We start from the raw sequence: 12588 nt of genomic DNA on the forward strand, positions 1-12588 counted from the left end.
TGATGCTGCAGCGGCATCTGCTGCCAGGTTGGTTCTAGCCACGCTCTGTTGGGGCGTGAAAGTACGCCGGGTGTGCCCGCCGGAGGCGGGACCCCGGCCGCTGCGTGCTACGCCTCTTCCCCCGTCAGGGGTTCGAAGGACTCGTAGGCCTGGTAGTTGCGGAAGAACCGGCTGTAGAGCTCCGTGCCGTCGTCGAAGGTGGCGTCCTCCAGGGGCTTCACCTCGACGACCTGCTTCAGCTTCCAGGTGATCAGCTCGTGGTCCTCGTTCTGGTAGCTGGTCTCCTGCTGCTTGCCGTGGTCGGCCGCCTTCTCCGCGGCCTCCTCCGCGGACTCGGCCTTGAGCAGGACGAAGGACTCCTCGTACAGCGGCGTGTGGTCGGCGGCGTCCGACGTGGCCTCCAGGACCAGGACCGCGACGTAGTAGTCCTGCTCGACGGCGTGCTCGGCCTGCTGGAGCTCGCGCGGATCGATGGGGCCGATGTTGATCGAGCCGATCTCGTCGAAGTCGTTGCCGCTCATGCCCCCAGGGTCTCACCCACCGGGGAGCAGGGCGCGCACCGCCTCGATGCTGTCGGCCGACGCCGCGTCCTTGTCCGGCCGGTAGCGCAGCACGCGGGCGAAGCGCAGCGCGACGCCGCCCGGGTAGCGGGGGCTGGTCTGCACGCCGTCGAGCTCGACCTCCACCACCAGGTCGGGTGCGAGGTGCACGGTCCAGTCGTCGCGGCGGGTCTCCCGGCGCTGGAACTCCGCGGTCTGCCAGGCCAGCAGCTCGTCGGTCAGGCCCTTGAAGGTCTTGCCGACCATGATCGGCGGGCCGCCGTCCGGGTCGCGGGCGCCGAGGTGCAGGTTGGACAGGTAGCCGCGGCGCCGACCGTGGCCCCACTCGGCGGCGAGCACCACGAGGTCGAGGGTGTGCTCGGGCTTGACCTTCCGCCACGCCCGACCGCGTCGACCGGCGGCGTAGCCGGAGTCGAGGTCCTTGACCACGACTCCTTCGTGCCCGGCGGCCAGCGCTTCGTCGAACAGCTCCGCCGCGCGTTCGGCGGTCGGGGTGCGGGCGGCCGGGATCCGGTGCTGCGGCGCGACTTCCGCGAGCGCGTCGAGGCGGTCGCGCAGCGGCAGGTCGACCAGGTCGGCGCCGTCGAGGTGCAGGCAGTCGAAGAAGTACGGGTGCAGCAGGAGTTCCCGGGCGCCCTGCGCACCGAACCGGCTCATCGTCTCCTGGAACGGTCGCGGCCGACCGCCGTCGTCGAGGGCGAGGGTCTCGCCGTCGAGCACCACCGACCGGCAGTCCAGGGCGCGCACCAGGTCGACGAGTTCCGGGACGCTGCGGGTGATCTCGCGCAGCGTCCGGGTGTAGACGTGCACCTCGTCGCCGTCGCGGTGCACCTGGATGCGCGCACCGTCCAACTTGTACTCGACGGTGACCTCGCCGACCAGCGCCGACTCCAGGTCCTCCGCCGGGGAGGCGAGCATCGGGCGCACCGGTCGACCGAGCTCCAGGCCGAACTCGGCCAACGCGGGTTCGCCGCCGCGCAGCGCCGCCTCGGCGGTCGCGGGCAGGCGTCCGGAGAGCATGAACGCCCGCCGGACGGCTTCGGTGGGGACCGCGGCGGCGGTGGCGATCGCCTCGACCACCACGCCTTCCAGCGCGCCTTGGCGGAGTTCGCCGCCGAGCAGGCGCACCAGGAACTGCTGCTCGTCGGCGGTGGCCTGGCTGAGCAGCGCGGTCAACGCGTCCGCCCGCCGCTGCGCCGAACCGGAGCCCTTGATCCGCCGCACCTCGTCGATCGCGGCGTCGACCGCGGCGATCGTCAACGTCGGTTCGGCGGCGGGGGTGGCGTCCAGCGCGGTCAGCGTCGACCAGCCGACCCCGGCCCGCCCACCGGGCAGTTCTCCGGCCAGCAGCGCGGTCGCTGGGCGGACCTCGGCGGGGTCGAGGCGGCCGAGCAGGCCGGCTATGGCAGCGGTCTTCGCCTTGCGGGACCGCGTCCCCGAGACCTCGTGCGAGGTCATCACCACGTCCGCGAGCAGCACCATGCGTCCATGGTGCGCCGAGCCACCGACGGTCGGCGGGCGCTCAGTCGCCCGATGGGGGAAGGACCGCCCCGCCGGAACAGGGGAGGTCCTTCCCCGCACCTCACCTGCCCCCGGCCATGCGGAGCACGTCGAGCGCCTCGTCCAGCTGCTCGGTGGTGAGCTTGCCGGAGTCGACGTGGCCGCGCTCCAGGACCACCTCGCGGATCGTCTTGCGCTCCTTGAGGGCCTGCTTGGCGACCGCGGCCGCCTCCTCGTAGCCGATGTAGCGGTTCAGCGGCGTGACGATCGACGGCGACCCCTCGGCGTAGGCGCGCGCCTGCTCGGTGTTGACCTGGACCCCGGCGAAGACCTTGTCGGCCAGCAGGCGGGACACCGCGGCCAGCAGCCGCGCCGACTCGAGCACGTTGCGGGCGATCACCGGCAGCATCACGTTGAGCTGGAAGTTGCCCTGCGAACCGGCGAAGGCCACCGCCGCGTCGTTGCCGATCACCTGCGCGACCACCTGCAGGGTGGCCTCCGGGATCACCGGGTTGACCTTGCCCGGCATGATCGACGAACCCGGCTGCAGGTCCGGCAGCGCCAGCTCGGCCAGGCCGGTGCGCGGGCCGGAACCCAGCCAGCGCAGGTCGTTGGCGATCTTGGTCAGGCTCACCGCGACGGTGCGCAGGTGGCCGGAGGTCTCCACCACGGAGTCCTGCGCGGCCTGGGCCTCGAAGTGGTCGCGCGCCTCGGTCAGCGGCAGGCCGGTGACCCTCGCCAGCTCCGCGGACACCGCCTCGCCGAAACCCTCCGGCGCGTTGAGGCCGGAGCCCACGGCGGTGCCGCCGATGGGCAGCTCGCCCAGCCGCGGCAGGCCGCTGCGCAGCCGCTCGACGCCGTAGCGCACCTGCGAGGCCCACGCCCCGGCCTCCTGGGCCAGGGTGATCGGCACCGCGTCCATCAGGTGCGTGCGACCGGACTTGACCACCTCGGTCCACTCGGCGGCCCGGCCCTCGATGGTGCCCGCCAGGTGCTCCAGCGCCGGGACCACGTCGGTGAGCACCGCTTCGGTGGCGGCGACGTGGATGGTCGTCGGGAACGTGTCGTTGGACGACTGGGAGGCGTTGACGTGGTCGTTCGGGTGCACGTCGCGGCCCAGCCGGCGCGTTGCCAGGGTCGCGATGACCTCGTTGGCGTTCATGTTCGACGACGTGCCGGAGCCGGTCTGGAACACGTCGATCGGGAAGTGCGCATCGTGCGCGCCCTCGGCGACCTCGTCGGCCGCGGCGGCGATCGCCTCGGCGACCTCGGCGTCGAGCACCCCGAGCCGACCGTTGACCCGGGCGGCGGCGGCCTTGAGCAGGCCGAGCGCGCGGATCTGGGCGCGCTCCAGGCCCCGCCCGGAGATCGGGAAGTTCTCCACGGCCCGCTGCGTCTGCGCCCGGTACAGGGCGTCGGCGGGCACCCGCACCTCGCCCATCGTGTCGTGTTCGATCCGGTAGTCCTGTTCAGCCATGACAGAAGTGTCCCGCTGCGATGACCACCGGGTCAGCGTGAACCGCCCCACTCACCGCGCCGCGCGGGGCCGCAAGCAGCGCGAACGTCCCCGCTGGACCGATGAAGGTGCCGCATCTCGCACGGTCGGCCCAGGTCGTGGGAAGCACGGAGGGCGCCTCCCGCCGGAGCGGGGGACGCCCTCCAGGTGCGCCGCCGGGATCAGCCGATGGTGTCGTTGATCCAGGTCTTGTAGGCCGTGGCGTCGGTGTAGATCGACGGGGCCGTGCCGCACACCGGGATCAGGCTGCCCAGGCGGCTGGTGACGCCGGTGAGCTTCCAGTCGCCCGGCTGGCCCTCGAGCTGCGGCCCGCCGGAGTCGCCGAAGCAGGCGTTGGCCAGCAGCTCCGAGCTGCCGGTGCAGATCTCGGTCGCGCCGTCGATGGCGCTCAGCGAGCACTGGCCGTCGGCGACCACCTGGGTGTCCAGCTCCTGCAGCTGCACCGGGGGCTGGCCGCAGCCGCGGATCGGGCAGGTCACGCCCCAGCCGATGATCCGCGACGGGGTGCCCTCCGCGCCGGAGGCGTCGGCGATCTCGACCGGCGTGGCCGACACCGCCCGGTCCAGCTTGAGCAGCGCGATGTCCCCGTTGGGGTTGTTGGTCTCGTAGTTCGGGTGGACCACGACCTCGGCCACGCCCGCCTCGGTGCCGCCGGTGGTGTGGTCCGGGCTGCCGATGCGCAGGCCCAAGTCCGCCGGGGCCGCGCCCTGCACGCAGTGCGCAGCGGTCAGCACCCACTGCTCGTCGATCAGCGACGCGCCGCAGCTGTGGTTGCCGGCCCGCTGCAGCGAGGCCATCCAGTCGTACTGCTCGGTGGCGTCGTGGCCGCCGACGATCAGCGCGCCCGGGTTGTCGTCGGCCGTCGCGGCCGGTGCGGCACCCGCGCCCAGCGCGATCGCGGCGATGCCCGCGAGCAGCATGGAACGCTTCTTCACGATTCTCCTCCCCGATGAAGATCCCCTTTTCCGGCTGAACGTAGGGGCGGGGTTGTGGGGCGGGTACCGCCGAGTGCCGCAGCGCCTTCGGCGGAGTGGCGCAGCTCCGCGCCGACGACGCGGACATCGGGTGCGGATCGGGCTAGCCTGGGGGCGTCCACGCACGATCGATGGCGAGGTGGGTGGCATGACCGCGGTGTCGCACGAGGTCGACCTGCTGATCGTCGGCGCAGGTCCGACCGGGTTGTTCGCCGCCTACTACGCGGGTTTTCGCGGGATGTCGGTCGCCCTGGTGGACGCCCTGCCCGAGCCCGGCGGCCAGGTGACCGCGATGTACCCGGAGAAGATGATCTTCGACGTGGCCGGGTTTCCCGAGGTGCGCGGCCGGGACCTGGTCGCCGCGCTGGTGGAGCAGGCCGACCAGTACGCGCCGCGGTACCTGCTCGGCAGGCACGCGGTGGATCTGTCCGATGTGGACGGTGGGCTGCTGGTCGGGGTCGGCGGCGACGAGGCGGTGCGCGCGGGCGCGGTGCTGATCACCGCGGGCATCGGCGAGTTCAGCCCGCGACCGCTGCCCGCCGGGGGTGACTGGACCGGTCGCGGCGTCGTGCACTTCATCCCCGAGCTGTCCGTGCACAGTGGACACGACGTGGTGGTGGTCGGGGGCGGCGACTCGGCGTTCGACTGGGCCTTGGCGCTGCACCCGGTGGCGCGCAGCGTCACGCTGGTGCACCGCCGGGCGCGGTTCCGCGCGCACCCGGGCCTGGTCAGCAAGGTCGAGGACCTCGGCGTCCCGCTGATCACCCCGGCCGAGGTGGTGGCCATCCGCGGCGACCACCACGGGGTGCACGAGGTGGAAGTCGAGGTCGGCGGGGCGGAGCGCCGGGTGCTGCCCGCGCAGACGGTGGTCGCCGCGCTGGGCTTCACCGCAGACCTGGGACCCATCGAGGGGTGGGGCCTGGCGCTGGAGAAGCGGTCGATCCTGGTGGACACCACGATGCGCACGAACCGGCCGCGGGTGTACGCGGCGGGTGACGTCGCGGCCTACCCGGGCAAGGTCAAGCTGATCGCGACGGGCTTCGGCGAGGCGGCCACCGCGGTGAACAACATCGCGGTGGAGCTCAACCCGGACGCCCACCTCTTCCCGGGCCACTCCTCGAACCTGCCCTGAACGCGAGAACGCGCAACCGGGTGGGGCCGGTTGCGCGTTCCCGGTGCGGAGGGGCCGATCAGCCGCCGGTGTTCTGGTTGACCCAGTCCGCGTAGGCGGCCACGTCGGTGTAGATCGACGGGCCGGTGGCGCAGGTCGAGTCACCGTTGCCGGAGCGGCTCGTCGCGCCGATTAGCTCCCAGTTGCCCGGAGTGCCCTTGATCTGCGGACCGCCGGAGTCGCCGTAGCAGGCACCGGAGTTGCCGCCCGGGTTGTCCGTGCAGATCTCGCCCTGGCCGTCGATGCCCAGGCAGCCCGAGTCGTCGACGACCTGGGTGTCCAGCTCCTGCAGGTACTGCGGGGCCGGGCCGCAACCCGGCTGGGCGCAGGTCTGGCCCCAGCCGATGATCCGGGTCGCGGTGCCCGCGGGACCGGAGTCAGCGGCGATCTTGATCGGGGTCGCCTGCAGCTGGCGGTCCAGCTGCAGCACCGCGATGTCGCCGGAGGGGTGCGTCTGCACGTTCGTGACGTTGGCCTGCTCGCCACCGCTGGTGTGGTCGTTGCTGCCGACCCGCACGGAGAACTGGCCACCGCCCTGCACGCAGTGCGCCGCGGTCACCACCCAGTCGGGCTTGATCAGCGAACCGCCGCAGCCGTGCCGGCCCTGCTGCTGCAGCGACACCATGAACGAGTACTCCTCGGTGGCGTCGTGGCCGCCGACGATGTACGGGGTGACATCGTCGGGCTGGGCGACCGCGGGCATGCCCAGAGCGCCGAGCGCGCCGACGGCTGCGATGGCCGCGATGAGAACCGAACGCTTGCGCATTTCCGTCGAATCCTCCCGGGTTCCCGGCACCGCTGGCCGGATGGGTGCAGACAGTAAGAGGGTTCGCTCTTCCGACGTACCCACTAAGGGAGGAGGTCGACGATGAAGAAGCGGTGACCCGCTGCGAAACAGCAGGTCACCGCTTGGTTTCCGACCTCACTTCCGGAGGCCAGCAGTATTTCCCAGTTTCCCGGACGAGTGAATTGCTCAGGGCAGCAGGCCGTGGCGCGCCGAATCGTCGCCGTAGTCCACGTCGGCGTACTCGCGCAGCTTCGCCATCCGGTGCTGGCCCTCGATGACGCGCACCGTGCCGGACTTCGAGCGCATCACGATCGACTGGGTGGTGCACCGGTTCGCGCGGTAGTGCACGCCCTTGAGCAGCGCGCCGTCGGTGATGCCGGTGGCGCAGAAGAACATGTTGTCGCCGCGCACCAGGTCCGAGGTGGTCAGCACCTGGTTCACGTCGTGCCCGGAGTCGCGCAGCTTCGCCCGCTCGGCGTCGTCGCGCGGCCACAGCCGGGTCTGGATCTCCCCGTCGAGGCACTTCAGCGCGCACGCGGCGATGATCCCCTCCGGGGTGCCGCCGATGCCCAGCAGCATGTCCACCCCGCTGCCCGGCCGCGCCGCCGCGATCGCGCCCGCCACGTCGCCGTCGGAGATGAACTGGATGCGCGCGCCCGCCTCGCGGACCTCCTTGACGATCTGCTCGTGGCGCGGGCGGTCCAGGATGCACACCGTGACGTCGGAGACGTCGATCTGCTTGGCCTTGGCGACCCTGCGGACGTTCTCCGCGATCGGCGCCTCGATGTCGACCGCCCCGGCGGCCTCCGGCCCGACGGCCATCTTCTCCATGTAGAACACCGCGGACGGGTCGAACATGGTGCCCCGCTCGGAGACCGCGAGCACCGCCAGCGCGTTCGGCATGCCCTTGCTCAGCAGCGTCGTCCCGTCGATCGGGTCGACGGCCACGTCGCACTCGGGGCCTTCGCCGTTGCCGACCTCCTCGCCGTTGTAGAGCATCGGGGCTTCGTCCTTCTCGCCCTCGCCGATGACCACGACGCCCCGCATCGACACGGTGCCGATGAGCTTGCGCATCGCGTCCACCGCCGCGCCGTCCCCGGCGTTCTTGTCGCCGCGGCCGACCCAGCGACCGGCGGCCATCGCAGCGGCCTCGGTCACCCGGACGAGTTCCATGGCGAGGTTGCGGTCCGGTGCTTCGCGGTGTCGTTCGGTGCTGGAGCTCATCGCGCCTCCCGGTGGTGAGCATTCTTCGGGTTCGACTGCCCGAGCTCGGCGGGTCCCGGCCCGCGCTCAGGCTCGTTGGCTCCGATCTTCGCAGATCGGGGGCGTGGTCGGAGGCGTCGCGTGGGCCAGCCCACTCCGGTCGCGGCTGCCCGGTTGGTGCGGACGCCGCTGGTGAGAGCATGGGGGGGCGTGGCCGAACCCAGCAACCAGCAACCGGCGCCGTCCCGTCCACCCCGGACCGTCTCGGCGATGGTGTTCGCGATCCTCCCGCTGGTCCTCATCGCCTTCGGGATGGCGGGTCTGCTGGGGCAGTGCTCGTTCAATCCGGGCGGCCCGCAGGTGCAGGTGCCGACCGTGGACGTGCCCGCCGAGCTGGACCGGGCCTCCGACCGGGTGGGCTTCCCGCTCGCCGACCCGGAGCTGCCCCCGAACTGGCGGGCCAACTCGGTGAACGTGCTGACGCTGCGCTCGCACGCGGAGGTCGTGCGCATCGGCCTGCTGACCGGCGACGGCCACTACCTGCGCTTCTCCCAGTCGACGGCGGCCGAGGAGGAGCTGGTCACCGCGGACACCCGCCAACCGCCGCAGGCGCTCGGCACCGTCGACGCGGGTGGCCAGCAGTGGGTCCGCTACCAGAGCGTGGAGGGCGAGGAGGCCTGGGCGACCGACCGCGGCGATGTTCGCGTCCTCATCGCGGGCAACGCGGTGGAACCCGAGTTCCGCACCCTCGCCGAAGCCGCCCTCAAGGCCCCGCTGAAGCCGTGACGGCGCGGTGATCACTCGGTGTCAACGAGGTGATCTCGGTGAAGGCGCCCCGACGCATCACCGGTGTGTCGGGTGCCGACACACCGGTGATGCACAGTTTCAGTTGAAACTGTAACCGTCCCGACCCCTCCGGCGACGCGTCATGCGCGACACCCGCCGCTCGTCGGACCACAGTTTCAATTGAAACTGTGAATCAACGGTAGGAGACGAATCCCTCCTGCTGGGCACCGGTGATCCCTGGGTAAAGCCTGGTCACTCCTGCTCGACGGAGGCGAGGGCTCGTTCGACGCGCTCGCGGGCGCCCGCGAGGTGGCGTTCGCAGACCGCCGCCAGGGCTTCGCCGCGCTCCCACAGGGCCAGGGAGTCCTCCAGGGACAGGCCGCCCGCCTCCAGCTGCTTGACCACCTCGGCCAGCTGGTCGCGGGCCTGCTCGTAGCCGAGCTCGGCGACCTCGGGGTGCTCGGCCACCGGGTCGAAGTGCTCGTCCTGCTGCTCGTTCGCGGTCACGGGGTAGGACTCTCCACGTCGTTTCGCACGGACACCACCGCGGTGGCGATCGCCTGGTCGTAGCCGACGAACGCCTCGGCGAACTCGGCGCCGTCGCCTTCGCGCACCGCGTCGTTGATGCGCAACTGCGCTTCCGCGACCCTACGTCGGGTCGCCGACACCGCCCACCACCCGGCCCCCACGTAACCGGAGGTGGCCTCGACCAGGGCGCGCAGCCGGGACGGCAGGTCCCGGCGCTCGGCCGACTGGCAGCCGCCCAGCAGCGCGGCCCAGCACCCGGCCGCGGTGGCGTCCGCCGCTTCGGCGCAGCGCTGTACCTCACCGGCCTGCCGGGAACCAGTCGCCGCCGACCGGGCGACGCCCACGGTCAGCGGGAGGAACGAGGGGTCCTGCTCGAGGTGCACGGTCTCCGTCCTGTTCAGCCTGCTCGATCCGGCACGACCGCCTGGATCGCACCGTCAACGACCCGGACTCGCAGCCGAGTTCCCGGCGGCGCGTCGTCGACCGAGCGGAGCACGCCGTCCGCACCGTCCTCGATGCGCTGCACGATCGCGTATCCACGAGCCAGCGTGGCCGCCGGGCCGAGGGTCGTCAAGCGAGATCGGGTAGCGGTCAGCGCGTGCTGCTCGGTGGTGAGCGCGGTCGTCATCGCCCGGCGGGCCCGGTCGCGCAGCACGCCCACCTGCTCCGCCCGCTGCGCCAGCGGCCCGAGCGGGTCGGCCAGCACCGGGCGGCTGCGCAGCGCGTCGAGCAGCCGCCGCTCGCGGTCGACCCAGCCGTGCAGGGCGCGGCGGGCGCGATCGCGCAGCTGGTGGATGCGCTGGGTCTCCTCGGCCACGTCGGGCACCACCCGCTTGCCCGCACCGGTCGGCGTCGAGCAGCGCACGTCCGCCACGTGGTCGACCAGCGGCGAGTCCGGTTCGTGCCCGATGGCGCTGACCACCGGTGTGCGGCAGGCCGCCACCGCGCGGCACAGCGCCTCGTCGGAGAACGGCAGCAGGTCCTCGACGCTGCCGCCGCCGCGGGCCAGCACGATCACGTCGACCTCGGGCATCCGGTCGAGCTCCTGCAGCGCCTCCAGGACCTGCGGCACCGCGGTCGAGCCCTGCACGGCGACGTTGCGGACCTCGAACTGCACCGCTGGCCAGCGCAGCTGCGCGTTGGTCAGCACGTCGTGCTCGGCGGCGGAGGCGCGGCCGGTGATCAGCCCGACCCGGTTCGGCAGGAACGGCAGCGGCCGCTTGCGGGCCGGGTCGAACAGGCCCTCAGCCTTGAGCAGCTGGCGCAGCCGCTCGATGCGGGCGAGCAGCTCACCGATGCCGACCGCGCGGATCTCGTCGACCCGCAGGCTCAGCGTGCCGCGGCCGACGAAGAACGTCGGCTTGCCGTGCACCACGACCCGGCTGCCGTCGGTCAGCGGCGGGTCCATCCGGCGGATCATGGCGGCCGAGCAGGTCAGCGTGAGCGACACGTCGGCGGACGGGTCGCGCAGCTGCAGGAACGCGGTGGCGGCGCCGGGGCGCAGCGAGATCTGGGTGATCTGGCCCTCGACCCAGATCGAGCCGAGGCGGTTGATCCACTCGGCGATCTTGCGCGCGACGGTCCGTACCGGCCACGGCTCCTCGGGGCTCGTCGGGGAGGTCAGCTGGACTCCTCAGTGGTCGTCAGGGGGTGGTTCGGTGTCGCAGTTTCAATTGAAACTGCGATCCGCACGGCGGGAGTTCCGCAGTTTCAATTGAAACTGCGGTGTGGGGTCACCGGGTCGGGTGGTCATTGGCCGCGGAGGCGGTCGAGGCGGTTCTGGAGCATCCGCACGAACTCCGGGCGCTGGCCGTGCCGCTGCTCGTGGGCGAGCAGCTCGACCAGCTCGTCCTCGGTGAACGAGCGGAGCCGACCGCGCAGCTGGGGCAGCGTCAGCGCCTCGTACTCGGCGACCACCGGGCGCGCCCCGACCGGGGCCGCGGGCTCCTCCGGGACGTCCTCGTCGAAGGTCGCCCAGGCGGGCTGCTCCTCCGGGGTGCGCAGCACGGCGAGCGCCTCGTCGCCCTTGATCGCCAGCTCGGTGATCTGCTGCTGGACCCGCATCGACGCCTGCAGGGCCTGGCTGGCCACGGTGACCGGCAGCCCGAGCAGCGTGGTCGGGAGTCGGCGGGCCTGTTCGACGGCGGTGGCCGCCAACCCGGCGGCTACCCGGACCGGCAGCGGGAACGATGACATGCGACCAGCCTGCCGCACTTCACCCCGGGAAGCCATCACCTCGCGGCACTACTGTGATCAGCCCCGCGGAACCGGCGGGCGCCCAGGACGTGATCCGCGTCGGCCGAGGCGGGCGCGAGGCTGAGCGCGGCGGAGCAGGTCCGTACCCTTGGTGGCATGACGACCTCGCCCGAGGCCACTGACCTCGTTGACCAGGACGCCGGGCGGACCAAGCGAGTCCTGCTGGCCAAGCCGCGTGGGTACTGCGCAGGTGTCGACCGCGCGGTGGTCACCGTCGAGAAAGCCCTCGAGACCTACGGCGCACCGATCTACGTGCGCAAGGAGATCGTGCACAACCGGCACGTGGTGGACACGCTGTCCGAGCGCGGCGTGATCTTCGTGGACGAGACCGACGAGGTGCCCGAGGGCGCGCTCGTGGTGTTCTCGGCGCACGGCGTGTCCCCGGCGGTCCACGAGGAGGCCGCCCGGCGCAACCTGCGCACCATCGACGCGACCTGCCCGCTGGTCACCAAGGTGCACAAGGAGGTCCACCGGTTCGCCCGCGAGGACTACGACATCCTGCTGATCGGCCACGAGGGCCACGAGGAGGTCGAGGGCACCGCCGGTGAGGCGCCGGACCGCGTGCAGCTGGTCGACAAGCCCGAGGACGTCGACAAGGTCGACGTGCGCGACCCGAGCAAGGTCGTGTGGCTGTCGCAGACCACGCTCAGCGTGGACGAGACGATGGAGCGAGTGGACCAGCTCAAGGAGCGGTTCCCGGACCTGCAGGCGCCGCCGAGCGACGACATCTGCTACGCCACCTCCAACCGCCAGCACGCGGTGAAGGCGATGGCCGCGGAGTGCGACCTGGTGCTCGTGGTGGGCTCGCAGAACTCCTCGAACTCCAAGCGCCTGGTGGAGGTGGCCCTGCAGGCGGGCGCCTCGGACGCGCACCTGGTGGACTTCGCCTCGCAGATCGACGAGGCCTGGCTGGACGGCGTCACCACGGTCGGCGTGACCAGCGGCGCCTCGGTGCCGGACGTGCTGGTCATGCAGGTCCTGGACCACCTGGCCGAGCGCGGCTGGAACCAGGTGGACGAGGTCACCACGGCCAACGAGAAGGTCACCTTCGCCCTGCCCAGGGAGCTCCGCAAGGACCTGGACAACAACCCGGACAAGCCCAGCGGCGTCCGCTGACCCGAACACGGAGGAGGGGCACCCGACCGGGTGCCCCTCCTCGTCGTTTCCGCCCCTGCCGGGCGTCAGCTGAACCGCTCGTCGCGCCGCGGCCTCCGGGCGTCGCCAACCGCGACGAGCAGGTGCAGCGGTTGGTCGCCGACGGCAACCTGCTGCTGACCGAGCTGCAGGAGCGCCGCGGCGCGATCTCC

Annotated in this window: 13 protein-coding genes; 3 read left to right on the forward strand and 10 right to left on the reverse strand. The window is 72.0% G+C overall.

Annotated features, from left to right (window positions below; all coding sequences use genetic code 11):
* Positions 1 to 107 precede the first annotated feature (107 nt).
* The 4 genes from ABT324_RS29790 to ABT324_RS29805 all read right to left on the reverse strand — a co-directional run bounded on the left by ABT324_RS29790 (position 108) and on the right by ABT324_RS29805 (position 4496).
* Entirely contained in the window at positions 108 to 521 is a 414-nt protein-coding gene (locus ABT324_RS29790) for a DUF4288 domain-containing protein (RefSeq protein ID WP_351184216.1), read from the reverse strand.
* Positions 522 to 533: 12 nt separating this feature from the next.
* The gene (locus ABT324_RS29795; RefSeq protein WP_351184218.1) at positions 534 to 2042 is read right to left on the reverse strand and encodes an ATP-dependent DNA ligase; all 1509 of its coding nucleotides are present in this window, start codon (positions 2040 to 2042) and stop codon (positions 534 to 536) included.
* Positions 2043 to 2142: 100 nt separating this feature from the next.
* Complete coding sequence (locus ABT324_RS29800; RefSeq protein ID WP_351184220.1) at positions 2143 to 3537, reverse strand: class II fumarate hydratase; 1395 nt, start codon at positions 3535 to 3537, stop codon at positions 2143 to 2145.
* 200 nt (positions 3538 to 3737) lie between these two features.
* On the reverse strand, positions 3738 to 4496 hold the full coding sequence (locus ABT324_RS29805; RefSeq protein ID WP_351184236.1) for a S1 family peptidase: 759 nt from the start codon (positions 4494 to 4496) through the stop codon (positions 3738 to 3740).
* A gap of 202 nt (positions 4497 to 4698) precedes the next feature.
* Here ABT324_RS29805 and ABT324_RS29810 point away from each other — a divergent pair, with 202 nt between their 5' ends.
* Entirely contained in the window at positions 4699 to 5682 is a 984-nt protein-coding gene (locus ABT324_RS29810) for an NAD(P)/FAD-dependent oxidoreductase (protein WP_351184222.1), read from the forward strand.
* Between the two features lie 58 nt (positions 5683 to 5740).
* Here the strand turns inward: ABT324_RS29810 and ABT324_RS29815 are convergent, their stop codons facing one another.
* On the reverse strand, positions 5741 to 6487 hold the full coding sequence (locus ABT324_RS29815; RefSeq protein WP_351184224.1) for a S1 family peptidase: 747 nt from the start codon (positions 6485 to 6487) through the stop codon (positions 5741 to 5743).
* A gap of 207 nt (positions 6488 to 6694) precedes the next feature.
* Complete coding sequence (gene glpX / locus ABT324_RS29820) at positions 6695 to 7732, reverse strand: class II fructose-bisphosphatase (RefSeq protein WP_351184226.1); 1038 nt, start codon at positions 7730 to 7732, stop codon at positions 6695 to 6697.
* Between the two features lie 189 nt (positions 7733 to 7921).
* Here glpX and ABT324_RS29825 point away from each other — a divergent pair, with 189 nt between their 5' ends.
* Positions 7922 to 8497 (forward strand): DUF4245 domain-containing protein, encoded by a 576-nt coding sequence (locus ABT324_RS29825; RefSeq protein ID WP_351184228.1) that lies wholly within the window; start codon positions 7922 to 7924, stop codon positions 8495 to 8497.
* A gap of 252 nt (positions 8498 to 8749) precedes the next feature.
* On the opposite strand, the gene ABT324_RS29830 is transcribed toward ABT324_RS29825, so the two are convergent.
* The 4 genes from ABT324_RS29830 to ABT324_RS29845 all read right to left on the reverse strand — a co-directional run bounded on the left by ABT324_RS29830 (position 8750) and on the right by ABT324_RS29845 (position 11221).
* Positions 8750 to 9004: an exodeoxyribonuclease VII small subunit gene (locus tag ABT324_RS29830; protein ID WP_150065228.1), complete on the reverse strand. Its 255-nt coding sequence runs from the start codon at positions 9002 to 9004 to the stop codon at positions 8750 to 8752.
* Positions 9001 to 9408, reverse strand: coding sequence for a hypothetical protein (locus ABT324_RS29835; protein WP_351184230.1), 408 nt, complete (start codon positions 9406 to 9408; stop codon positions 9001 to 9003). The genes ABT324_RS29830 and ABT324_RS29835 overlap by 4 nt, the downstream gene beginning before the upstream one ends.
* A gap of 14 nt (positions 9409 to 9422) precedes the next feature.
* Positions 9423 to 10649: an exodeoxyribonuclease VII large subunit gene (gene xseA / locus ABT324_RS29840; RefSeq protein ID WP_351184237.1), complete on the reverse strand. Its 1227-nt coding sequence runs from the start codon at positions 10647 to 10649 to the stop codon at positions 9423 to 9425.
* Positions 10650 to 10774: 125 nt separating this feature from the next.
* Positions 10775 to 11221: a lipid droplet-associated protein gene (locus ABT324_RS29845; protein ID WP_351184232.1), complete on the reverse strand. Its 447-nt coding sequence runs from the start codon at positions 11219 to 11221 to the stop codon at positions 10775 to 10777.
* A 156-nt stretch (positions 11222 to 11377) separates the two neighbouring features.
* Here ABT324_RS29845 and ABT324_RS29850 point away from each other — a divergent pair, with 156 nt between their 5' ends.
* Positions 11378 to 12397, forward strand: a complete 1020-nt coding sequence (locus ABT324_RS29850) for a 4-hydroxy-3-methylbut-2-enyl diphosphate reductase (protein ID WP_351184234.1) — start codon at positions 11378 to 11380, stop codon at positions 12395 to 12397.
* Positions 12398 to 12588: the final 191 nt, after the last annotated feature.

Source organism: Saccharopolyspora sp. NPDC000359, assembly GCF_040300525.1.
Taxonomy (GTDB): domain Bacteria; phylum Actinomycetota; class Actinomycetes; order Mycobacteriales; family Pseudonocardiaceae; genus Saccharopolyspora.